General features: G+C 65.9%; 20 protein-coding genes and 1 tRNA gene. 10 read left to right on the top strand and 11 right to left on the bottom strand.

What is annotated here, in order from left to right:
* Positions 1 to 11: 11 nt before the first annotated feature.
* Positions 12 to 545 (top strand): superoxide dismutase family protein, encoded by a 534-nt coding sequence (locus ACP7C5_RS03465; protein ID WP_426263179.1) that lies wholly within the window; start codon positions 12 to 14, stop codon positions 543 to 545.
* A 3-nt stretch (positions 546 to 548) separates the two neighbouring features.
* Here the strand turns inward: ACP7C5_RS03465 and ACP7C5_RS03460 are convergent, their stop codons facing one another.
* On the bottom strand, positions 549 to 2,108 hold the full coding sequence (locus ACP7C5_RS03460; RefSeq protein WP_426263178.1) for a spinster family MFS transporter: 1,560 nt from the start codon (positions 2,106 to 2,108) through the stop codon (positions 549 to 551).
* 257 nt (positions 2,109 to 2,365) lie between these two features.
* On the opposite strand from ACP7C5_RS03460, the gene ACP7C5_RS03455 reads away from it, so the two are divergent.
* From ACP7C5_RS03455 to ACP7C5_RS03440, 4 genes are all read left to right on the top strand, one after another.
* Positions 2,366 to 3,100: a Bax inhibitor-1/YccA family protein gene (locus ACP7C5_RS03455; protein WP_133189579.1), complete on the top strand. Its 735-nt coding sequence runs from the start codon at positions 2,366 to 2,368 to the stop codon at positions 3,098 to 3,100.
* A gap of 75 nt (positions 3,101 to 3,175) precedes the next feature.
* A complete protein-coding gene (locus ACP7C5_RS03450; RefSeq protein ID WP_189675315.1) occupies positions 3,176 to 3,955 on the top strand; it encodes a transglutaminase-like domain-containing protein in 780 nt (259 codons plus the stop codon).
* Positions 3,956 to 4,011: 56 nt separating this feature from the next.
* A complete protein-coding gene (locus tag ACP7C5_RS03445) occupies positions 4,012 to 4,317 on the top strand; it encodes a hypothetical protein (protein WP_133189583.1) in 306 nt (101 codons plus the stop codon).
* A 216-nt stretch (positions 4,318 to 4,533) separates the two neighbouring features.
* Positions 4,534 to 5,073: a hypothetical protein gene (locus ACP7C5_RS03440; protein WP_426263177.1), complete on the top strand. Its 540-nt coding sequence runs from the start codon at positions 4,534 to 4,536 to the stop codon at positions 5,071 to 5,073.
* A 9-nt stretch (positions 5,074 to 5,082) separates the two neighbouring features.
* Here ACP7C5_RS03440 and ACP7C5_RS03435 read toward each other — a convergent pair whose 3' ends face one another.
* The 3 genes from ACP7C5_RS03435 to ACP7C5_RS03425 form a co-directional block, all read right to left on the bottom strand.
* Positions 5,083 to 5,829 carry an NUDIX hydrolase gene (locus ACP7C5_RS03435; RefSeq protein WP_426263176.1) on the bottom strand — a complete coding sequence of 249 codons (747 nt, stop codon included), beginning with the start codon at positions 5,827 to 5,829 and terminating at the stop codon, positions 5,083 to 5,085.
* Positions 5,826 to 6,674, bottom strand: coding sequence for an oxygenase MpaB family protein (locus ACP7C5_RS03430; RefSeq protein ID WP_426263175.1), 849 nt, complete (start codon positions 6,672 to 6,674; stop codon positions 5,826 to 5,828). The genes ACP7C5_RS03435 and ACP7C5_RS03430 overlap by 4 nt, the downstream gene beginning before the upstream one ends.
* Before the next feature lie 85 nt (positions 6,675 to 6,759).
* Positions 6,760 to 6,835 (bottom strand) — tRNA-Ala (locus ACP7C5_RS03425).
* Positions 6,836 to 7,079: 244 nt separating this feature from the next.
* Here ACP7C5_RS03425 and ACP7C5_RS03420 point away from each other — a divergent pair.
* Positions 7,080 to 8,126, top strand: coding sequence for a DUF2171 domain-containing protein (locus ACP7C5_RS03420; RefSeq protein ID WP_426263174.1), 1,047 nt, complete (start codon positions 7,080 to 7,082; stop codon positions 8,124 to 8,126).
* A gap of 136 nt (positions 8,127 to 8,262) precedes the next feature.
* Here the strand turns inward: ACP7C5_RS03420 and ypfJ are convergent, their stop codons facing one another.
* A complete protein-coding gene (gene ypfJ / locus ACP7C5_RS03415) occupies positions 8,263 to 9,189 on the bottom strand; it encodes a KPN_02809 family neutral zinc metallopeptidase (protein WP_426263173.1) in 927 nt (308 codons plus the stop codon).
* A gap of 151 nt (positions 9,190 to 9,340) precedes the next feature.
* Here ypfJ and ACP7C5_RS03410 point away from each other — a divergent pair, with 151 nt between their 5' ends.
* The 3 genes from ACP7C5_RS03410 (at position 9,341) to ACP7C5_RS03400 (ending at position 12,075) form a co-directional block, all read left to right on the top strand.
* Positions 9,341 to 10,498, top strand: coding sequence for a patatin-like phospholipase family protein (locus tag ACP7C5_RS03410; RefSeq protein ID WP_133189595.1), 1,158 nt, complete (start codon positions 9,341 to 9,343; stop codon positions 10,496 to 10,498).
* Between the two features lie 17 nt (positions 10,499 to 10,515).
* Complete coding sequence (locus ACP7C5_RS03405; protein WP_133189597.1) at positions 10,516 to 11,301, top strand: 3-hydroxybutyrate dehydrogenase; 786 nt, start codon at positions 10,516 to 10,518, stop codon at positions 11,299 to 11,301.
* Between the two features lie 129 nt (positions 11,302 to 11,430).
* The gene (locus tag ACP7C5_RS03400) at positions 11,431 to 12,075 is read left to right on the top strand and encodes a DUF4893 domain-containing protein (RefSeq protein ID WP_322162744.1); all 645 of its coding nucleotides are present in this window, start codon (positions 11,431 to 11,433) and stop codon (positions 12,073 to 12,075) included.
* A gap of 3 nt (positions 12,076 to 12,078) precedes the next feature.
* Here the strand turns inward: ACP7C5_RS03400 and ACP7C5_RS03395 are convergent, their stop codons facing one another.
* The 3 genes from ACP7C5_RS03395 to guaA all read right to left on the bottom strand — a co-directional run bounded on the left by ACP7C5_RS03395 (position 12,079) and on the right by guaA (position 16,114).
* Positions 12,079 to 13,029, bottom strand: a complete 951-nt coding sequence (locus tag ACP7C5_RS03395) for a cation diffusion facilitator family transporter (RefSeq protein ID WP_426263172.1) — start codon at positions 13,027 to 13,029, stop codon at positions 12,079 to 12,081.
* A gap of 55 nt (positions 13,030 to 13,084) precedes the next feature.
* Positions 13,085 to 14,434, bottom strand: coding sequence for an amino acid permease (locus ACP7C5_RS03390; RefSeq protein ID WP_354287125.1), 1,350 nt, complete (start codon positions 14,432 to 14,434; stop codon positions 13,085 to 13,087).
* Positions 14,435 to 14,557: 123 nt separating this feature from the next.
* Positions 14,558 to 16,114 (bottom strand): glutamine-hydrolyzing GMP synthase, encoded by a 1,557-nt coding sequence (gene guaA / locus ACP7C5_RS03385; protein WP_426263171.1) that lies wholly within the window; start codon positions 16,112 to 16,114, stop codon positions 14,558 to 14,560.
* A 49-nt stretch (positions 16,115 to 16,163) separates the two neighbouring features.
* On the opposite strand from guaA, the gene ACP7C5_RS03380 reads away from it, so the two are divergent.
* Positions 16,164 to 17,240, top strand: coding sequence for a 50S ribosomal protein L11 methyltransferase (locus ACP7C5_RS03380; RefSeq protein ID WP_426263170.1), 1,077 nt, complete (start codon positions 16,164 to 16,166; stop codon positions 17,238 to 17,240).
* 112 nt (positions 17,241 to 17,352) lie between these two features.
* Here the strand turns inward: ACP7C5_RS03380 and ACP7C5_RS03375 are convergent, their stop codons facing one another.
* From ACP7C5_RS03375 to ACP7C5_RS03365, 3 genes are all read right to left on the bottom strand, one after another.
* On the bottom strand, positions 17,353 to 19,479 hold the full coding sequence (locus tag ACP7C5_RS03375; RefSeq protein WP_426263169.1) for a prolyl oligopeptidase family serine peptidase: 2,127 nt from the start codon (positions 19,477 to 19,479) through the stop codon (positions 17,353 to 17,355).
* Positions 19,480 to 19,556: 77 nt separating this feature from the next.
* The gene (gene rplQ, locus ACP7C5_RS03370) at positions 19,557 to 19,979 is read right to left on the bottom strand and encodes a 50S ribosomal protein L17 (RefSeq protein ID WP_133189611.1); all 423 of its coding nucleotides are present in this window, start codon (positions 19,977 to 19,979) and stop codon (positions 19,557 to 19,559) included.
* Positions 19,980 to 20,219: 240 nt separating this feature from the next.
* A complete protein-coding gene (locus ACP7C5_RS03365; RefSeq protein WP_133189613.1) occupies positions 20,220 to 21,284 on the bottom strand; it encodes a DNA-directed RNA polymerase subunit alpha in 1,065 nt (354 codons plus the stop codon).
* Positions 21,285 to 21,342: the final 58 nt, after the last annotated feature.

The raw sequence follows: 21,342 nt of genomic DNA, 5'->3' as shown, positions 1-21,342 counted from the left end.
AGGAGGATCCGATGCGTAAGGTGATGATCGCGACGACGGCCCTGCTGGGCCTGGCAGCCTGCAATACCGAGCACCCCGGCAAGACCGGCGCGCCGATCGCGCAAGGCGCGCGTGCGGTCGCCATGCTGCGCACCGCCGATGGTGCCGATGTCGGGCGCGCGACGGTGACCGAAGTTACCGGCGGGCTGCGCGTGACGCTCGACCTGCAGGGCTTGCCGCCGGGCACGCACGGCGCGCATATCCACACCGTCGGGCGCTGCGACGCACCCGATTTCGCCACCGCGGGCGGCCACTTCAATCCGCTCGGCGCAAAGCACGGGTCGATGAACCCGCAAGGCCCGCACGAGGGCGACATGCCCAATCTGATCGTCGGGGCGAACGGGCGCGGCACGATCGGCGCGGTGCTGCCCGCCGCGACGATGGCGGCGTTGCTCGATGCCGATGGCGCGGCGATCGTCATTCACGACAAGGCCGACGATCTGATGACCGACCCGTCGGGCAATAGCGGCGGGCGGATCGCCTGCGGTGTGTTCGCCGCGAGCTAGACGTTAGATCGCTTCCCCTGCCGCGCGCGCCCAGGCCTCACGGTTGGCCTCGGCGCGCGGGACGAGCTTGTACGCGCCGATGGCGGCGGCGATCGTGATCGGCGCGACGAGCAGCAGCGACAGCACCCCGGTCGAGAGGCTCCCCGACAGCGTCGAGATCCGCCCGGCGAGATACGGCCCCATCGCCAGACCGAGCAGCGTGGTGCCGATGAAGAACGTCCCCGTCGCGGTCCCGCGCATCCGCGGCAACACGAGGTCCTGCATCGTCGCCCCCGCCGCGCCGAGCGCCGTGCTGGCGCAGATCCCCGACAGGAATACCGCGGGATAGAACACCATCGTCGACGTCGCGGTGAATGCCAGCATGACGAACGGCAGCGGGACGGTCGCCCCGAACAGCACGACGATCAACCGCCCCGCCGGGTTGCGCCGCCGCAAGCGGTCGGCCGCGATGCCGCCGAGCGTCACGCCGAGAAACCCGCCGAGCGCCCCGCTCGACCCGACCAACAGCCCCGCCATCGCCGGCGTCTCGTGCAGCGTGCGCAGGACATAGGGCGATGCCCAGAAGCTCACCGCATAGCTGACAAAGGCGTTGAGGCCGTACGCGATCACGACGCACAGGAAGGCGGGATTGCCGACGATCAAGCGGAAGGTCGGCGGATCGCGGCGCTTGAGCGCACACGCCCACGAAAACACCGCATAGGCGCCGATCCCGATCGCGACCCATTGCGGCCAGGGCTCGCCGAACGCGATCAACAGCGTCACCGCGCCGACCACGATGCCCAGCCCGAGCAGATTGACCAGCAACGCCCTGCCCCCGCCCATCGCCGCGCCGATCAGCGTCAGCGGCGGCAGGATCGTGACGAGCTCGGCGAGGAATTCCTTGAACGGCGCGGGATGCGCCGGCGGTTCGGGCAGGCCTTCGACCGCGCCGCGGATCGGTTCCCGCAAGGTCGCGATCACGAGCGCGAGCACCAGACCCGGAATGCCGACGATCATGAACGCCGCCTGCCAGCCGTGCAGCCCGAACGGTCCGCCATCGGGATAGGCGTGGTTCCAGCGCTGGACGATCAGCCCGCCAATCCCGAGCGACAGCCCGCCGCCGACATACAGGCCCGACGAATAGATCGCGAGCGCGGTCGCGCGCAGCCGCTTGGGGAAGTAATCCGAGATCAGCGAATAGGCCGACGGGCTGGCGGTCGCCTCGCCGATGCCGACGCCGATCCGCGCGGTCGCCAACATCCCGCCGCTTCGCGCCATCCCCGAAAACGCGGTCATCGCCGACCACAAGGCGAGCCCGAGCGTCATCAAGCGGACGCGGTGCCAATTGTCGGCGAGCCGCCCGAGCGGAATCCCGAACAACGAATAGAATACGCCAAACGCCGTTCCATACAGAAAGCCGAGATCCTCGTCCTTCAAATGCAGATCGCGTTTGATGTCTTCGGCGAGGATCGAAATGATCTGCCGATCGACGAAATTGAGCACGTACACGAGGAAAAGGATGCCGAGCACATACCAGGCATAGGCCAGCGCGCGCGTCGGCGCGGAACCCGGAATGGTCGCCATCAATCGATCCTCTCGGCATTTTCTGCTCTGCCGATGGACCTAGCAGACCATACCCGAAATACGAAAGCGATTTTCGCACGTCCTCGGCGTGTGTGCGACCGGACGATCGCACACACGCCGGGGAAGCGCGTTTGTAACAAAGTGCTGCTGTCACAAAACGCTACCGCTCACGCTCTGCGGATTCGCTTGAAATGGTCCGGGTGAAGGCCGATATTGCTGGTATCCGGCACTTGGCCGGTCATTAGGAGCTTTTCGCAATGGCAAACTGGTCTGATCCCCGTTCGAATGCCTCGGCATTCCAGACGGCCGGGACCACGCGCACCGACGCGTATGACGCGGGTCTGCGGCGCTACATGCTCTCTGTCTATAATTACATGGCGTCGGCCGTGCTGCTGACGGGTATCGTCGCGCTCGGCTTCGTCGCCAGCGGCTTTGCCGCGCAGGTCTTCGGTGGCCCCGGCATCCTGAAGTGGGTCATCTCGCTCGCCCCGCTCGGCTTCGTGTTCGGCATGAGCTTTGGCCAGGCACGCATGACCAACGGCACGCTGCAGGCGATGTTCTGGGGCTTCGCGGTCGCGATGGGCCTGTCGCTCTCGACGATTTTCCTGGTCTACTCGCCCGTCGCGATCGCGCAGGCGTTCTTTGCGACGGCGGCTTCGTTCGGCGCGTTGAGCCTCTACGGCTACACCACCAAGCGTGACCTGTCGGCGTTCGGCACCTTCCTCATCATGGGCGTCGTTGGCCTGTTTGTCGCGAGCATCCTCAACATGTTCCTGCAGTCGGGCCCGCTCGGCTTCGTGATCAGCCTGGTCGGCGTGCTGCTCTTCGCGGGCCTCACCGCCTACGACACGCAGCGCACCAAGAGCCTCTACGCGCAGGTCGCGGGCACGTCGGACGAACAGCGCGTGACGATCATGTCGGCGCTCAGCCTCTATCTCGACTTCATCAACATGTTCCTGTTCATCCTGCGCTTGTTCGGCAACCGCAACTAAGCGTATCAGGGATACCATCTTACAGGGCCCGGCGGACCGCTCCGTCGGGCCCTTTCTTTTGCGCGAAAGACCAGCATGCGGCTCGGGATCGATGTGACGCTCGATTATACGATCGATGGCGCGGCCGATGTGCTGTTGCTGATCGAGGCCGCAAAGGGCATCGACCAGCGGCTCGAACTGCAGGACATGCGAGTCTACACCGACACTCCGCTCCGCGCGGTGCCGGGCGAAGCCGGGATCGGCCAACGCTGCTGGGCGCGCGGCGACGGTCCGTTCCGCGCCGAATACAAGGCGATCGTCGAAATCGCCCGAACGCCGATCGACCTCGCGACGCTTGGCGATACACCGATCCGCCTGATGCCGGGCGAGACGATCCCGTATCTCCTCCCCAGCCGCTACTGCGAATCCGACCGGCTCGAGGGCTTCGTCCACCAGGAATTTCCGGGTCTTGCGGCCGGGCCGCTCGCGATCGCGCTGACCCAGTGGGTCGGCGACCACCTCACCTACGCCTGCGGGACATCGACCGGCACCACCACCGCGATGATGACCTTTGCCGAACGCCGCGGCGTGTGCCGGGATTACGCACATTTGCTCGTCGCGCTCGCGCGCGCTGGCGGCATCCCGGCGCGCTGCGTCTCGGCCTATGCGCCCGGCGTCGATCCGCCCGATTTCCACGCCGTCGCAGAATTGTGGATCGATGGCGGCTGGCATTTGATCGACGCGACCGGAATGGCATCGTGCGCCGACCTTGCCCGCGTCGCGGTGGGGCGCGATGCCACCGACATCGCCTTCATGACCGTGTTCGGCACCGCTACGCTCAACTGGCAGAATGTTGCGGTCACGAAACTGTCCTGAGGGAACACCGCCGCGCGCTCGAGTGTTGGGGCTTTCTGCTATTCAGGAGAGCCAAGATGACCGAAGACACCAAACTGGTTGATCAAAAAGCGCTCGACAGCCTGTCGGTTGCGCCCGGCAACCCCGACGATGCCAAGGATATTCACGATCCGCGTCAGAATGCGGGCCAGGACGAGTCGATCGCCAAGCGGCTCGAACGCAATCCCGACAGCCCCGATGCGGCCCTCGACAATGCGCTCGACGAGTCGATGGACGCATCGGATCCGCCCTCGAACACCCAGCCGGGCGACAATGGCGCTGCGCCCAAGTCTTCGGGCTATGACTCGGATGCAGAAGCCAAGCGCGCGAGCGACGCGGACTGAACTCCAGCGGCGGTCGCGCAGATGTTGCGCGATCGCCGCAGATGGCGAACTTATCCTTCTGATAGGTCATTTCTTTCATAAGATATGTTGCGTCGCATCACGAAACGTGGTCGCTTGATGGGCGGGGACGGTGCGGCGTTAACCATGGCGAAAGGCCTTGAGGCGCAACGTTACTCGACTGCACTTTAGAGTGGGGTGACGGAAATGGGCTCTCGAATGAAACCGGCCAATGGCGCGATGACGCTGTCGGAAATGCAGGAATTTGCGACCTTTGCCTCAGCGACGCAGCGCTACGTGCGTCGCTCGCTCGACATCGGCCTCGACCGCAATGACGCGATCGAACGCTGGTCGCGCGATGGTGTCGAAACCGCGAGCATTCGCGCGCAGGCCCGACTCTACACCCGCCTCCCCGTGATCCGGGCGCTGCTTCCCGACGATACCGGGCTCGACGCGATCGAACCGTTCCTGACGCCGTTGATGACGGTCACCGCGTTTGATCTCGGCCAGGGTCGCCTCACCACCTTCGCGGCATATCGCTTCCTGTACGAACGCCTGATCGGCGCCGAAGTGCGGCCGTGGCTGCCCGCCGCGTTCTGCTCGGCGGCGGCGCTTCCGCATCTCCATCCCGATCTGCGGCGCAAGCTGCTCCAGTCGATCAGCGAAGCAGCGGCGACCGCATCGGGCTGGTCGAACCGCCAGCCGGCCTTCTATCCGAAATGGGTCGAAAAGGTCGAATCGACCGCGCTTCCGCACTGAGGCGCGACGCTACCCCCGAACCGCCGCGCTCATCGGCTCGGCGGTGACGGGATAGCCGAGATCGTCGGGAATACAGAGATATTCGCGCCCATCGCGCGTTTCACTCCACGGTGTCACGGTACGGATTTCATGCGCATGGGCATCCGCCACCGCGGCATCGAAATCCGCGAATTGCGCGAGCCGCTCGAGATTGCGCCGCGTCGGGAAGATGATCGTCGCGCGGCCCGCATCGGCATCGTCGAGCACATCCTGCGCGGTCGCCCAGAAGGTGCGGACATTCTCGGTCGCATCGACCACCGCGGCCGCCGACTCCGCGGGCAGCCGTGCGAGATAGAAGCGCGTGTCGAAGATCCGGCTCGCCGCGTGCGCCGGCAGCCACCGCGCAAAGCCGGTCAGCGCCGACGGATCGAGCGTCAAAGACAGTTGGTGGAGCACCGCGCCGAACGCGACACCGTCATGCAGCGCGGCGCGCAGCCGCTGGAGCGTCGCCCCCGCCATGGGCGACATGCCGACGGCAACGCCGACTTCCTCGATCGTCTCGCGGATCGCGGCGATCCGCGCCGCCATATCGTCGGGGTCGCCGCCAAGCTCGAGCGCGAGCGCGCGATCGCCCGGATCGACGCGCCCGCCAGGGAACACCAATGCCCCACCAGCGAACACCATCGCGCGCGATCGCTCGACGAACAGAAGTTCGGACGCCGGGCCACCCGACTCGCGAAACAGCACCAGCGTGGCGGCGGGGATCGGCGTGCTCATGCGCGGAATGCCCAGCGCAGCGTGCTCGCGACGCCGAACGTGTCGGCGCGCAGGAACGGCACGCCAAGGCTCGGCTGCGCGAGGCCATGCATCGCACGCGCCCAGCGGGGGAGCAGATCGACCCCGGCCTGCAACGTGATCGACGCGAACGGGCCCGCCGCGACCGAGGGCGCAGGCTGGTCGAACAGCACGCTCGCCACGTCGCGCGTGCGCGCATCGACCAGCAGCTCGGGCCGCATCGCCGCCATGATCGCCTCGGCCTCGGCGCGGCTGTGCGGCACCGGATCGACTCCGAGCGGCGCGGCGATCCGCGCCATCTCGGCGACGTAGCGGTCCTGGTCGGCGCGCGACATGGTTGGCTCGCCATAGCGGATCCAGCCATCGAGGAAACTCAGCACCTCGCAGACATGCACCCAGGCGAGCAATGCGGGATCGCCGGCGCGATACGGCGTGCCATCGGGGAGCGTGCCGCCGATATGATCGTGGATCAGCCGCACGCGCGCGATCATCGCGCGCGCATCGTCGGGCGCGCCGAAGGTGGTGACCGCGATGAAGCGCGCGGTCCGGCGTAACCGCCCCTGCATGTCGTCACGAAAGCCCGAATGATCCCACACGCCGGCGAGCACCTTGGGATGGAGCATCTGCAGCAGCAGCGCAGCGATCCCGCCGACCATCATCGAGGTGACGTCGCCATGGACGCGCCACGCCACCGAATCGGGCGGAAACAGTGCGTCCGCGTGGCGCTGCACGGGCTTTTCACCCCGCGCCGCATCATTGAACACGGCGCGCACTTGCCCGACGATCAAGCCCTTGAGCGGACGAGTCAGGTGGCTGGCAGGAGACATGCGGCGCATCGTGCCCGAAGGAAGGCAGTGCGGCTAGGCCCGCGATGCAGCGCGGAGCGGATTTGATCGAGAGCAACATCTGGCGTGGTGGAGCTGAGCGGAATCGAACCGCTGGCCTCTGCAGTGCGATTGCAGCGCTCTCCCATCTGAGCTACAGCCCCGCACCACGCCCGCGCCGTAATTCCGGGCGGTACGCCGCCTTAACGAGGCTTTTTGAGCGACGCAACTGCCCGCCTTCGCCAGCAGAAATTTCCTTGCGACGAAACGAATGCAGGCTGCGACGCATTCGGCCCGAACGCGGCTAAGTCCCGGAACGGATGGCGATCTCCTGCGCTGTATTGAACAGCCCCGCCGACACGAGCAGATCATGCGGCGCGGCGTTCACCGTCTCAGGAGGACGATATCATGGGTTATGAACGCTATCCCCGCAGCACTTCGGGTGGATATGACGATCGCGACCAGGGCCGAGGATATGGCCGCGAATCCAACAACCGCGATTCCTACGGCGCCGACCGCGATCGCTATGGCAGCCGCGACGCCCAGCCCTGGGGCGCCTATGACGAATTCGGCCAGCGCGACCGCTATAACGACGACGCCCGCCGTGACTCCCAGCCGCAGTCCGGGCGCGACTATGGCTATCAAGGTCAGGGCTATCAGGGCCAGGGCGGATACCGCCGGGACAATGATGGCCGCGGCGGCTACGGACAGAACGGCAATCAGGGCGATCGCTACGGCGCACGCGACTATGGCCGTCCCGACATGTACCGCGGCACCACCAACGATCGCTTCCAGCAGGATCGTGGCCAGCAGAGTCGCGGCCAACAGGGCTACGGCCGCCAGCCGCAGGGCTATGACTATGACGATCGCGGCTTCTTCGACCGCGCCGGTGACGAAGTCCGCTCGTGGTTCGGCGACGAGGAAGCCAATCGCCGCCGCGAGCTCGACGCACGCTATGACGAGCAGCGCTCCGGCCATCCCAGTGATGACCATTACAGCGACTGGCGCCGCTCGCAGATCGATGCGCTGGACCGCGACTATCACGAATATCGCCAGGAAAACCGCACCAACTTCGACAGCGAATTCGGCACGTGGCGCACCCAGCGCCAGACGCAGCGCGGGTCGCTCGCGCAGGTCACCGAGCATATGGAAGTCGTCGGTTCGGACGGCGCGCATGTGGGCACGGTCGACAAGGTGCGCGGCGACCGGATCATCCTGACGAAGAACGACGCCGACGCCGGCGGCCGGCATCACTCGATCCCGTCGCGCTGGCTCCAGTCGGTCGCCGACAAGGTGACGATCTCGAAGACCGCCGAGGACGCCAAGGCGCATTGGCGTGACGAGGAACGCAACCAGGCGTTCTTCAACGAAGACGGCACGCATCGCGCTGAAGGGAGCGAGGACAAGACCGCCACCGGCACGCAGGGCTTCGGCCAGACCACGCGGACCTATTGACGCGAGGCGCCCCGCTCCCGGTCGGGAGCGGCGCCAGCCGCGCGAAAGGTGGCGCACGACGCGGAAGCCGCCCCCCTTCCGCCGCGCCGCTACTCGGCCCCTCTCCCCAGTGGAGAGGGGCTTTTTGTTGGTCCGGTTACAGCGCGCCCGAGAAGGTGTCGCACTGCGCGGGGTCGCCGCTATCCATGCCCTTGCGCAGCCATGCCATGCGCTGCGCCGAGGTGCCGTGGGTGAAGCTGTCGGGCACGACGCGGCCCTGCGACTGCTTCTGGAGCGTATCGTCGCCAATCGCCTGCGCCGCCGTCATGCCTTCCTCGACATCGCCCGCGTCGAGCCGATCCTTGTTCTGCGCGGCCCACACGCCGGCATAGCAATCCGCCTGGAGCTCGAGCTTGACCGAGGCCTGGTTGCCCTCGAGCGCGCTACCACGCTGCTGGATCGACGCGACTTGATCCGACGTGCCGAGCAAATTCTGGATGTGATGGCCGAATTCATGCGCGACGACATAATCCTGCGCAAAATCACCCTTCGCGCCGAAGCGATTACCAAGTTCGTCGAAGAAGCTGGTGTCGAGATACACGCCCTGGTCGCGCGGGCAGTAGAAGGGCCCCATCGCGCTCTGCGCCGCACCGCAGCCCGAGCGGCCGTTGCCGGCAAAGAAGACCAGCTTCGGCTGCTGGAAGGTCTTGCCTTCACGCTGGAAGATCGACGCCCAGGTCTTGTCGGCCGAGCTGAAGGCGTTGCATGCAACCTTGCTCGCCGCATCGGTGGTGCAGCTCGCGGTCACGCTCTTGCCGGAGCTCGGCTGCCCGACCTGTTCGGTCGGCGCCGATCGCTGGCTCGTTCCGCCACTTCCGAGCATGCCCATCCCGCCGCCAAAGAAGAACAGCACGGCGAGGAGGATCGCGACGCCGCCGCAGCCGAAGCGACTGAACACCATCGGCAGCAGCCCGAGCAGCAAGCCACCCCCACCGCCGCCGCCGCCAAATCCGCCAAATCCGCTGCCGCCTTGACCGCGCTGGTCCTCGACGTTGATGTTGGGGTCGAAATCATCGAGGCGCATTGGATCAGTCCCGGGGTCGTTGCCGCTCGATGCTGAATGCTTCGCGCGCGCGCTTGTTGCAAGGAGCACTTGCTCCCGATCGACCGCCGCATGACGCGGCTTTCATCAAACTGTCGTTGATCCGCTCCGGCAACACGCGCATGTCGGACGCATGGCAGATGCAGCTCCGACCCGGCCGAAACGTCGCGCGAAGGCGCTTCCCTTGCCCGATTGCGTCGCGCTGGTGCTCCAGGGCGGCGGCGCGCTGGGCAGTTATCAGGCGGGCGTGATCGAGGGCCTGGCGGCGAGCGGAATCGAGATCGACTGGGTTGCCGGCATCTCGATCGGCGCGATCAACGCCGCGATCGTCGCGGGCAATCCGCCCGAGCGGCGGGTCGAGCGGCTGAATATCTTCTGGGACACGGTCACCTCGGCCTTGCCCAGTTTCCCGATCTTCCCCGACGACCGGATCCGCGAATTCCTCCACGAATGGTCGGCGGGCTTCGTGCTTGCGGCGGGCGTGCCGGGGTTCTTCAAGCCGCGGCTCGTCTCGCCGATGTTCGCGGCGCCCGGCACGCCCGGCGCGATGAGCTTCTACGACACCGCGCCGCTCAAGGATTTGCTCGACGCGCTGGTCGATTGGGATCTGCTCAACCACGGCCCGGTCCGCCTCTCGGTCGGCGCGGTCGATGTCGAGAGCGGCAATTTCAGCTATTTCGACACGACCGAGACCGTGATCGACGCGCGCCATATCATGGCGTCGGGGGCGCTCCCGCCTGGCCTGCCGCCAGTCGAAATCGACGGGCGGTTGTGGTGGGATGGCGGCCTCGTCTCGAACACGCCGCTGACGCACGTGCTCGATCATCAGGACGGCGCATTGCTCGCCTTCCAGGTCGATCTCTTCTCCGCCGCGACCGAGCGCCCGCGCACGATCATGGACGTGATGGCGCGCGAGAAGGAAATCCGCTTTTCGAGCCGGACGCGGCAAGTGTCCGATCAAGTGATGAAGGTCCGCAAGGATCGCGAACTCGCGCGCAAGGTGCTCGCCAAGCTGCCGCCCGAGCTCGCCGACGACCCTGACGTCGTCGCGCTGCGCAACCGCTCGAACGAAGATCCGGTCAATCTCGTCCACCTGATCTACCGCGCAAATGCGTGGGAGGGCGGCAGCCGCGATTTCGAGTTTTCCGCCCGCACGATGCGCGAACATTGGGAGGCGGGGCAGGAAGCCGTCGCCGAGACGATGGCGCATGCGCAACTCGTCGCCGAGAATATCGAGACCGGCAAGAGCGCCGCGTTCGATTTGACCGTTCACCGCACGCCCCTACCCTGACCGAAACGGAGATACGCATGTTCCTCAAGGGCAAGACCGCCATCGTCACCGGCTCGACCTCGGGCATTGGGCTCGAATATGCCAAGCTGTTCGCCGCCGAGGGCGCGAGCGTCGTCATCAACGGCTTCGGCGATGCCGCCGCGATCGAGACCGAGCGCGCCAAGCTCGAGGCGGCGAGTGGTGCGAAGGCGCTGTACGACGCCGCCGACATGACCAAGCCCGAAGAGATCGCCGCGATGGTCGCGCGCTGCCATGCCGAGCTCGGCGGGCCCGACATCATCGTCAACAACGCCGGCATCCAGCACGTCGCTAGAATCGAGGACTTCCCCGCCGACAAGTTCGAGGCGATCATCAAGATCAACCTCAACTCGGCCTGGTACATGATGCAGGCCGCCGTCCCGCTGATGAAGGCCAAGAAATGGGGCCGCATCATCTCGACCGCCTCGGCGCACAGCCTCGTCGCGAGCCCCAACAAATCGGCCTATGTCATGGCCAAGCATGGCCTTGCCGGCCTGACCAAGACGATCGCGCTGGAAACCGCGACCTATGGGATCACCGTGAACTGCATCTCGCCCGGCTATGTCTGGACGCCGCTGGTCGAGGCGCAGATTCCCGATACGATGAAGGCGCGCGGCATGACCAAGGAGCAGGTGATGAACGACGTCCTGCTCGAGGCGCAGCCGACCAAGGAGTTCGTGACCGTCGATCAGGTCGCAGCGCTCGCGCTGTTCCTCTGCCGCGAAGAGGCAAAATCGATCACCGGCGCCAATCTCTCGGTCGATGGCGGCTGGACCGCCGCCTGATCGGGCTTTTCGGCCGCGGCGGCGCGTGGTTGGCAACCTAGCACCGCCGTGGTTAGTTGTGCGCGCTATACCGGTCGCAATGAAAGAATGGTCGCCTTGAAGAGATTTGCCCGGGGTTTGGGATCGACGTTGTGTACGCTGCCGTTCGCGCTGTTCGGCCAATGCGGCGCCGGGGCGCACAAGACGATCGAAGTGCGGATCGAGCCCCGCTCGTTGATCGGCGTCTCGCACGACACCACCGATTGGCGCCGCGTCGCCACCCCCAACGATCGCGAGCGGCTGCGCGGCTGGCGCCAGGCGTGGATCGCCGCGCTCGCCAAGGCGTCGGCGAGCGTCAATGCCGGGACGCTGACGGCCGATCCCTTGCTGTTCGACCCAGACCGCGCATTACCTGGTGCGACGCCACCGCCCGGCGCGTATCACTGCCGCGTCTACAAACTCGGCGCCAACGGCACCGCGATGCACAACATCACGATCTATCCCGAGGTCGATTGCCACGTCACCCGCGATGGCGCGGTGTCGAGCCTCTACAAGGTGTCCGGGCCACAGCGCCCGGTCGGCCTGCTCTTTCCCGACTCCTCGTCGCGCGCGGTGTTCCTCGGCACGATGGTGATCGGCGACGAAACGCGGCCGCTCAATTACGGCCAGGACGTCAATCGCGATCTCGCCGGGTATGTCGAACGGATCGGCGAGCAGCGCTGGCGCCTCGTGCTGCCACGCCCCCGCTTCGAATCGCTGCTCGACGTGGTCGAGATCGTTCCGATCCCGCGCTGAGCGTCAGTCTGCAGGAGCCGCCGGCAGCCGCGCGGCGTCTTCCTTGCGTTCGGGCCGGATATAGATCGACGACAATTTGGGCTCGGCCGCCTTCAATTCGGTCTCGATGTCCTCGATCAGCAACTCCGCCTCGCCCATCGTCAGCGAATCCTCGAAGTCGGCACTGATCGCGAGGAAGATGCTTTCGGGCGCGGTATGGATCGAGCGGACGTGGTTGACCGCGGTAATCTGCGGCCGGCGATTGACGATCGCGTGGACCTTGGCGACGATCTCGGGGTCGGCGCCCTCGCCGATCAGCAGGCCCTTGGCCTCGCGCGCGAGCAGCGCGGCGACGACGCCGAGCAGCACGCCGATGACGATCGAGGCAATGCCATCGATCCGCGGATCGCCATAGGCATGGCTCAGGAACACGCCGGCACCAGCGACGATCAGCCCGCCAATCGCCGCCGAATCCTCGAACAGCACGATGAAGCCTGCCGGATCCTTCGACCGGCGCACCGCCTTCCACCAGTTCACGCCGCGATTGGCTGCGGCGAATTCGCGGATCGCGAAGAACCAGGACCCGCCCTCGAGCGCGAACGACACGCCGAGCACGATATAATTGACCAGCGGATCGCGCAGCGGTTCGGGATGCTTGTAATGCTCCCAGCCTTCATAGATCGAGACGCCCGCACCGACCCCGAAGATCAGGATCGCGACGACGAAGCTCCAGAAATAGAGTTCGCGGCCATAGCCGAACGGATGCGCCTCGTCGGGCGGGCGCTTGCCGCGGTGCTGGCCATACAGCAGCAGCACTTGGTTGAAGCTGTCGACGACCGAGTGGAAGCCCTCGGTCAGCATCGACGACGATCCGGTGAACGCCGCTGCGACGAATTTCGCCACCGCGATGCCGAGATTGGCGGCAAGCGCCGCGATGACGACGAAGTTCGAGCCGCCTTGCTTGGTCGCGGACATAGTGGAAGCTCCCTTTGGCGGCGACATAAACGCGCCGCCCGGCGCTGACTATGCCTTATTGCGCAACGGTAGCGCGCGCACGACCATAAGCGAAATAGACCGCGAGCCCGACCGCGTTCCACGCGAGGAACGAGATTTGCGTCACCACCTGCAGGCTGGTGAACAGATAGACGCAGCCGAGGATCGCAAGCGGCGCAACCACCCAAACGAGCGGGGTGCGGAACGGCCGTCGTGCGGCGGGGTCACGCCGGCGCAGCACGAGCACACACGCCGCGACCGCGACGAACGCGCACAGCGTGCCCGCGTTGGCGAGGCTGGCGATCACGTCGAGCGGGGTCAGCGCCGCGATGATGCTGACGAACACCGCGGTGACGAGCGTGATCCGCGCCGGCGTGCCGCGCGTCGAAAGCCGTGCGAGTGCGGGCGGCAGGAAGCCGTCGCGCGCCATGACGAGGAAGATCCGGCTCTGCCCGTAGAGAAAGCCGAGCAGCACGGTCGGCAGCGCGATCGCGGCAGCGGCGGCGACGATCGTCGCGACGCCGCCCTGCCCGATCTGGCGCAGGATCAGCGCGAGCGGTTCGCTGCTCTTGCCGAACACCGAGAAATGCACCGCGCCGACCGCGACCGCGGCGACGATCATGTAGATTGCCGTGCAAGCGACCATCGATCCGATGATGCCTATCGCCAGATCGCGTTCGGGATTGCGCGTTTCCTCGGCGGCGGTCGAGATCGCGTCGAAGCCGTAGAACGCGAAGAAGATGATCGCGGCAGCGCCCATCACGCCATACTTCACGCCGCCATCGCCCGCGACGCTGCCATAGCCATAGGGCGCGAACGGATGGAGGTTCGCCGGATCGAAATGCGGCAGCGCGACCGCAACGAACAGCGCCAGCGTGACGATCTTGACCAGCACGAGCACGGTATTGATCCGCGCGCTTTCACGCGTGCCGAGCGTCAGCAGCCCTGCCACGACCGCGATGATGAAGACTGCGGGCAGGTTGATCCCGAACGCGCCGCCGATGCTCGGCCCGTGCGTCGCCCAATCGGGCAGGTCGATGCCGAGACCATGCAGGAAGCCGACCGCATAGCCCGACCAGCCGACCGCGACGGTCGAGACGACGAGCGAATATTCAAGGATCAGGCTCCACCCGACCACCCAGGCGATCACCTCGCCGAGCACGGCATAGCTATAGGTATAGGCGCTGCCCGAGGCGGGGATCATCGTCGCCATCTCGGCATAGCAGAGCGCGGCACACGCGCAGATCGCTCCCGCGATCGCGAAGCTCAGAAGCACGGCAGGCCCCGCACGATCCGCCCCGACGCCGATCAGCGTCAGGATTCCGGTGCCGACGATCGCGCCAACGCCCAGCGCAACGAGATGTGGCCATGACAGCGTGCGCGCCATGCGCTCCTCGACCGGCTGGTCGTCGCCGTGGAGGATGATCTTCTTGCGAAACAGACCGGTCAAAATGCTTCCCCCCCGGACCGCGACACGATCGCGCGGTCAAAACCCCTCAGCTGCGGGGACTTATTCCCACTCGATCGTGCCGGGCGGCTTGCTCGTATAGTCGTAGGTCACGCGGTTGATGCCCTTGACCTCGTTGACGATTCGCGTCGCGACGCGCGGCAGGAAGTCGCCGGGGAACTGGAACGCTTCGGCGGTCATCCCGTCGGTCGATGTGACGGCGCGGAGAGCCAGCACGTTGTCATAGGTGCGCCCGTCGCCCATCACGCCGACGCTGCGCACCGGCAGCAGCACGGCGAACGCCTGCCAGATCGTGTCGTACAGCCCCGCCGCACGGATCTCCTCGAGATAGATCGCGTCGGCCTTGCGCAGGATGTCGCAGCGTTCCTTGGTCACTTCGCCTGGAATGCGGATCGCGAGACCCGGCCCCGGGAAGGGATGCCGCCCGACGAACGCCTGCGGCAGGCCAAGCTCCATGCCGAGCGCGCGGACTTCGTCCTTGAACAGCTCGCGCAAGGGCTCGACGAGCTGCATGTTCATCCGCTCGGGCAGCCCGCCGACATTGTGGTGGCTCTTGATCGTCACCGATGGGCCGCCGGTGAAGCTGACGCTCTCGATCACGTCGGGATAGAGCGTGCCCTGCGCAAGGAAATCGGCACCGCCGACCTTGCGCGCTTCTTCCTCGAACAGGTCGATGAACGCGCCGCCGATGAACTTGCGCTTCTTCTCGGGGTCGGTCTCGCCCGCAAGGCCGGCGAGGAACGTCTCTTCCGCGTTCACATGGACGAGCGGGATATTGTAGCTATTGCGGAACAGGCTGACGACCTGCTCGGCCTCGCCGGTGCGCATCAGGCCGTGGTCGACGAATACGCAGGTGAGCTGCTCGCCGATCGCTTCGTGAATCAGCACGGCAGCAACCGCCGAGTCGACACCGCCCGACAGACCGCAGATGACGCGGCCGCTGCCGACCTGCGCGCGGATCTCGGCGACCTTGGCGGCGCGGAACTCGGCCATCGTCCAGTCGCCGGTGAGGCCACAGACGTGGCGCGCGAAATTGGCGATCAGCTTGGCGCCGTCGGGGGTGTGCGCGACTTCCATGTGGAACTGCGTCGCGTAATATTTGCGCGAATCGTCGGCGACGACCGCGATCGGCGAGCCGGGGCTGACCGCGACCGGGCGGAAGCCGGGGGCGAGCGCGTTGACCTTGTCGCCGTGGCTCATCCAGACGGTGTGCTTCTCGCCCGTCTTCCACACGCCGTCGAAGAGGACGCAGTCGTCGGTAATCTCGATCACGGCATGGCCGAACTCGCCGCTTTCGCCGAGCGTGACGTTGCCGCCGAGCTGCTGCATCAGCACTTGCTGGCCGTAGCAGATCCCCATGATCGGCACGCCGCTGTCGAGAATCGCCTGCGGAATGCGCGGGCTCCCCTCGTCGAGCACCGAGGCCGGGCTGCCCGACAGGATCACGCCCTTGGGCGCCATTCGCGCAAAGGCCGCTTCTGCGGTGGTGAAGGGAGCGATCTCGCTGTAGACGCCGGCTTCCCGCACGCGTCGCGCGATCAATTGCGTTACCTGGCTGCCGAAATCGACGATGAGGATCGAGTCTGTCGGATGGGTCATGCCGCCAGATAGCAGATGCGCGCCGTGGGGGAAGAGTTTTGGGGACGAAATGACCGACACCTATTTAAAAGCCGCAGCGCGCGCCGGATTCGAGCCGATGGTCGTTGCCGCCGGCGAGGACGGGCGCAAGCTCGCAGGGCTTGCCGGGCTCGCTGCGAAGATCGGCCTGCGTGGGCGCGTCTACCCGCTTGCGATGCAAGCGCGCACGCACGAGCCCGACGATGTCGAGGTCGCCGCGCGGACGCAGCAACTGATCGGCCAGAGCGTCCCGCGCTGGCATTTCAACATGCTGCGCGACGAACCACGCAACGCCGCGTTCGACGCCGCGATCCGCCGCGCGGTGACGCCGGGCACGCATGTTCTCGACATCGGCGCAGGGAGCGGCCTGCTCTCGATGATGGCAGCGCGCGCCGGCGCCGGGCGCGTCGTCGCATGCGAGGAAAATCCCGCGATCGCCGATATGGCGCGACAGATCGTCGCGACGAACGGATTTGCCGATCGCGTGCGCGTGGTGACGGGCAATTCGACCGAGCTCGACGTTGAATCCGATCTTGAAGGCCGCGCCGACGTGATCGTCTCGGAGATCGTCTCGAACAATTTGCTGGCCGAGGGTGTGCTCAAGACGCTCGCCGACGCCGCGACGCGGCTACTCGCGCCCGGCGGGCAGATGATCCCGGCGGGCGGCGAGGTGATGATCGCGCTCGGCAGCTGGTCAGCGGCGGAGGAGCACCGGATGACGATGGTGGCGGGCTTCGACCTCGGCGGCTTCAACGCGCTGACGCAAGTGCCGCGCAACGTCGCGGTGAGCGATGCGACGCTGACGTTGCAAAGCGACCCGGCGGCGTTGCTGTCGTTCGACTTTACCGGCGAGGCGGCGCGCGAGCCGCATCACGGTACGGCGACGCTCGTCGCACAGGGCGGACCCGTCGGCGGGATCGTGCAGTGGATCCGGCTGCAGCTCGACGAGGTCCTCGATTACGAGAACCGGCCTGGCCCCGATGCGAAATCGCATTGGGGGGCGCAATACTATCCGTTCGACGTGCCGCTCGAGCTGGCGGCGGGGACCGCGGTGCGCGTCGTGGGGGTGCATGATGGGCACCAGTTGCTGGTGTGGCGCGAGGAATAGCGCTCTACCCGTCACCCCGGCCTTGTGCCGGGGCCCACCGCTATTCAGACATATCGGCCGCACGACGCGCGGCACGGTGGGCCCCGGCACAAGGCCGGGGTGACGGCGGAGTTTACTGCACCGGCTTCACCTGCAACCCGGTCCACTTCGCCGCGAACGCCCACGCATCCGCCGTCTCGGCAATCACCTTGTCGGTTGGCTTGCCGGACCCATGCCCCGCGCGCGTCTCGATCCGCACCAGCCGCGGCTTCGGCCCCAGGTCGGCCGCCTGCAGCGCGGCCGTATATTTGAACGTATGCCCCGGCACGACGCGGTCGTCGGTATCCGCCGTCTCGGCCAGGATCGCCGGATACGGCTTGCCCGGCCGGATGTTGTGATACGGCGAATAGGCATAGAGCGTCTTGAAATCGGCTTCCTTCGACGGATAGCCATAATCGTCGACCCAATAACGCCCCGCGGTAAAGCGGTCGAAGCGCAACATGTCCATCACGCCAACGGCTGGCAGCGCCGCCGCGAACAGATCGGGCCGCTGGTTGGTCACCGCCCCGACGAGCAGACCGCCGTTCGATCCACCCTGGATGACGAGCTGATCCGCGCCGGTGATATGCTGCGCCTTCAGATACTCGCCCGCCGCGATGAAATCGTCGAACACGTTCTGCTTGTTGGCGAGCCGGCCGCCGTCGTGCCACGGCTTGCCATATTCGCCGCCGCCGCGGATGTTGGCGACCGCGAACACCCCACCCTGCTCGAGCCACGCGATCCGCGTCGCCGAAAACGCCGGCGTCACCGAGATGTTGAAGCCGCCATACGCATAGAGCAGCGTCGGCGCGGGGCCCGTCACGTCCTTGCGCTTGACGATGAACATCGGGACCTTGGTCCCGTCCTTCGACGCGTAGAAACGCTGCTCGACCGCATAGCGCGACGGATCGAACGCGACCTTGGGCGCCGCCCACGGCGTCGCCTTGCCCGTGCTGACATCGTAGCGATAGATCGTCGTCGGCCTGGCGAAGCTGGTGAAGGCGTAGAAGGTCTCGGGATCGTCGGGGTCGCCGCCAAAGCCGCCGACATCGCCGATACCGGGGAGCGGCACGACGCCATCGGGCTTGCCGTCGAGCGTGTAGCGACGCACTTCGCTCTTCACGTCGGCGAGATAGGACAGCAGCAGCTTGCCGCCGACGATCGACGCGCCGTCGAGCACGTCCTTGCCCTGTGGCACCACCTCATGCTCAGGCACCTCGGCCGAGCGCGCGTAGAGGTTGGTCGCGACGATCCGCAGCCGCGGCGCGTCCTTGTTGGTCAGCCAGTAGAAATTGCCGCCGACATTGCCAGCGAAGGTCCACTGGTTCTGCAGCCCCTTGAAGATCGTGCGCGGCGCGAGCTTGGGCGCGGTGAGATCGATGACGGTGATCTCGTAGCGATTGTCGGTGCCCTCATGCGTCGTGATGACGAGCCATTTGCCGTCGTCGGTCACGATCGCACCATGGCCCATCTTGGGCCGATCGGGGGTTGCGTAGATCAGCGAGTCGGCGCTCTGCGGCGTGCCGAGCTTATGGAAATAGACCTGCTGGTTCTCGTTGAGCGCCTGGAACTTGGCGCCCTGGGCGGGTGCAGCGAAGCGCGAATAATAGAAGCCCGATCCATCCTTCGCCCAAGACAGGCTCGAGAACTTGACCCAGTCGATCTGGTCGCTGATGCCGCCGCTCGCGACGTCGAGCACCTTTACGGTACGCCAGTCAGTGCCGCCGTCCTGCACCGCATAGAGCAGCTTGCGGCCGTCCTCCGACGGGGTCCATTCGGCGAGCGCCGTCGCGCCGTCCTTCGACCAGCCGTTGGGATCGACCAGCACCCGGCCCGCCCCATCGACGCTATCGCGCACATAGAGCACCGCCTGGTTCTGCAGTCCGGCATTGCGCGTATAGAAGTAGCGACCGCCCTTCTTCACCGGCACGCCGAACCGCTCGTAATCGAGCAGCTGCTTCAACCGTGCGGCAAAGACGTCGCGGCCCGGCAGCGTCGCCAGATAGGCGCTGGTGACGGCATTCTCGTCGGCGACCCACTTCGCCACCTCGGCATCGGTGCGGACGTCGTTCTCGAGCCAGCGATACGGATCGGCGACCTTGACGCCGAACTGTTCATCGACCTGTGGCACACGGCGGGTCTCGGGATATTGCATGGTCTGGGCCTGTAGTTGCACGGGGGCCGCGAGAACGAGAGCGATCAGCGGCAGGGTCAAGCGCATGTAGGGCTCCGAAACGGAAAAAGGAGCCGCACTCTACCGAGCGCGACTCCTTTCTCAACCTGCAAAGCAACGAAGGCTTATGCGGCCTCGTCATACTCGCCGTCGACGATCACCGGGCCCGAATCCTGGCCCTTGGCGCTCACGTCGCGGTCGACGAATTCGATGACGGCCATCGGCGACGCGTCCGACATACGGATGCCGGCCTTGATCACGCGGGTGTAGCCGCCGTTGCGATCGGCATAGCGCGTTGCCAGAACGTCGAACAGCTTGATCAGCTGCGCATCGTCGAGCAGCCGTGCGTGCGCCAGGCGGCGGTTGCTGAGACCACCCTTCTTGCCGAGCGTGATCAGCTTCTCGATGTACGGACGCAGTTCCTTCGCCTTGGCGACGGTGGTGGTGATCTGCTCGTGCTTGATAAGGGCAGCGGACATGTTGCGGAACAACGCAATGCGATGTGCCGAGGTACGCTGCAGTTTACGACCGCCTACGCGATGACGCATGGTGATTTCCTTCGTTCGTTAGGGGGCCGTGTGAGGTACCCCAGACCAGGTGACCGTTATGGCCGCCACCTATCGCCGTCTTGCTGACCGTAGCCCTCTCCCATTCTTCATGGGAGAGGGTTGGGTGAGGGTCTTCTTCTACTCGCGCCCGCCGCGGCGAAACCGCGTCGTCGGACGTCGCAAGCGACGCCGGCCGGGCTTACGCCGTCTCAGAATTAGCGTGCGCTAATCCTGTGCGGCTCAGCCCATGATTTCCTGCTCGAGCTTCTTCGCCATCTCTTCGATGTTCTCAGGCGGCCAACCCGGGATTTCCATCCCGAGGCGGAGCCCCATCGAAGACAGCACTTCCTTGATCTCGTTGAGCGACTTGCGGCCGAAGTTCGGCGTACGCAGCATCTCGGCTTCGGTCTTCTGGACCAGATCGCCGATATAGATGATGTTGTCGTTCTTGAGGCAGTTGGCGCTGCGCACCGAAAGCTCGAGCTCGTCGACCTTCTTGAGCAGGTAGCGGTTGATCTGCTGCGTGTCGCCCGACACTTCGCCAGCCGCAGCCGCCGGAGCAGCGTGACCGATCGGAGCCGAACGCGTCACCGACGAATCGTCGAAGTGGACGAACAGCGCGAGCTGGTCCTGCAGGATGCGACCTGCGTAACCAACGGCGTCCTCAGGCGTGATCGTGCCATCGGTTTCGATCGTCAACGTGAGCTTGTCGTAATCGAGCTCCTGCCCGACGCGAGTGTTCTCGACCTTGTAGCTCACCTGCTTGACCGGCGAATACAGCGCGTCGACCGGGATCAGGCCGATCGGCGCATCGGCCGGACGGTTGGCGACGGCAGCGACATAGCCCTTGCCGACGTCAGCGGTGAATTCCATGTTGAGCGTCGCGCCCTCGTCGAGGTGGCACAGCACCAGCTTGGGGTTCATCACCTCGATGTCGCCCGTCACCGCGATGTCGCCAGCCGTGACCGCACCCGGACCCGTTGCCGAGAGCTGGAGGCGCTTGGGCCCCTCGCCCTGCATGCGCAAAGCGATCTGCTTCACGTTGAGCACGATATCGGTCACGTCTTCGCGAACGCCGGCAAGCGACGAAAATTCGTGCAGCACGTTCTCGATCTTGATCGAGGTGACCGCTGCCCCCTGCAGCGACGACAGCAGAACGCGACGCAGCGCGTTGCCGAGCGTCAGGCCGAAACCACGCTCCAGCGGCTCGGCGACGAAGGTTGCCTTGCGCTTGCCATCACCGGACTTCTTCTCGAGGCCGGACGGCTTCTTCAGTTCCTGCCAGTTCTTTGCATTGACGGACATAGGCTATCCCTTGGTTTTGGGTCGGCACTGCGCAATGCCGACCAATTACGAATCCCGG

Origin of the sequence: Sphingomonas sp. PWP1-2, from assembly GCF_049898305.1 — a bacterium.
GTDB classification, from domain to species: domain Bacteria; phylum Pseudomonadota; class Alphaproteobacteria; order Sphingomonadales; family Sphingomonadaceae; genus Sphingomonas; species Sphingomonas glacialis.
The sequence above is the reverse complement of the archived record's forward strand: the minus strand, read 5'-3'. Positions and strand labels throughout refer to the sequence as shown.

Bases quoted from the DNA above. Each gene is read 5' to 3' on its own strand.
- ACP7C5_RS03455 (WP_133189579.1), top strand. From the start codon at position 2,366: ATGGCAAACTGGTCTGATCCCCGTTCGAATGCCTCGGCATTCCAGACG.
- ACP7C5_RS03420 (WP_426263174.1), top strand. From the start codon at position 7,080: ATGGGTTATGAACGCTATCCCCGCAGCACTTCGGGTGGATATGACGAT.
- guaA (WP_426263171.1), bottom strand. From the start codon at position 16,114: ATGACCCATCCGACAGACTCGATCCTCATCGTCGATTTCGGCAGCCAG.
- ACP7C5_RS03440 (WP_426263177.1), top strand. From the start codon at position 4,534: ATGAAACCGGCCAATGGCGCGATGACGCTGTCGGAAATGCAGGAATTT.
- ACP7C5_RS03460 (WP_426263178.1), bottom strand. From the start codon at position 2,108: ATGGCGACCATTCCGGGTTCCGCGCCGACGCGCGCGCTGGCCTATGCC.
- ACP7C5_RS03395 (WP_426263172.1), bottom strand. From the start codon at position 13,029: ATGTCCGCGACCAAGCAAGGCGGCTCGAACTTCGTCGTCATCGCGGCG.
- ACP7C5_RS03430 (WP_426263175.1), bottom strand. From the start codon at position 6,674: ATGTCTCCTGCCAGCCACCTGACTCGTCCGCTCAAGGGCTTGATCGTC.
- ACP7C5_RS03410 (WP_133189595.1), top strand. From the start codon at position 9,341: ATGGCAGATGCAGCTCCGACCCGGCCGAAACGTCGCGCGAAGGCGCTT.
- ACP7C5_RS03405 (WP_133189597.1), top strand. From the start codon at position 10,516: ATGTTCCTCAAGGGCAAGACCGCCATCGTCACCGGCTCGACCTCGGGC.
- ACP7C5_RS03375 (WP_426263169.1), bottom strand. From the start codon at position 19,479: ATGCGCTTGACCCTGCCGCTGATCGCTCTCGTTCTCGCGGCCCCCGTG.
- ACP7C5_RS03465 (WP_426263179.1), top strand. From the start codon at position 12: ATGCGTAAGGTGATGATCGCGACGACGGCCCTGCTGGGCCTGGCAGCC.
- ACP7C5_RS03445 (WP_133189583.1), top strand. From the start codon at position 4,012: ATGACCGAAGACACCAAACTGGTTGATCAAAAAGCGCTCGACAGCCTG.
- ACP7C5_RS03365 (WP_133189613.1), bottom strand. From the start codon at position 21,284: ATGTCCGTCAATGCAAAGAACTGGCAGGAACTGAAGAAGCCGTCCGGC.
- ypfJ (WP_426263173.1), bottom strand. From the start codon at position 9,189: ATGCGCCTCGATGATTTCGACCCCAACATCAACGTCGAGGACCAGCGC.
- ACP7C5_RS03435 (WP_426263176.1), bottom strand. From the start codon at position 5,829: ATGAGCACGCCGATCCCCGCCGCCACGCTGGTGCTGTTTCGCGAGTCG.
- ACP7C5_RS03390 (WP_354287125.1), bottom strand. From the start codon at position 14,434: ATGGCGCGCACGCTGTCATGGCCACATCTCGTTGCGCTGGGCGTTGGC.
- ACP7C5_RS03450 (WP_189675315.1), top strand. From the start codon at position 3,176: ATGCGGCTCGGGATCGATGTGACGCTCGATTATACGATCGATGGCGCG.
- ACP7C5_RS03380 (WP_426263170.1), top strand. From the start codon at position 16,164: ATGACCGACACCTATTTAAAAGCCGCAGCGCGCGCCGGATTCGAGCCG.
- rplQ (WP_133189611.1), bottom strand. From the start codon at position 19,979: ATGCGTCATCGCGTAGGCGGTCGTAAACTGCAGCGTACCTCGGCACAT.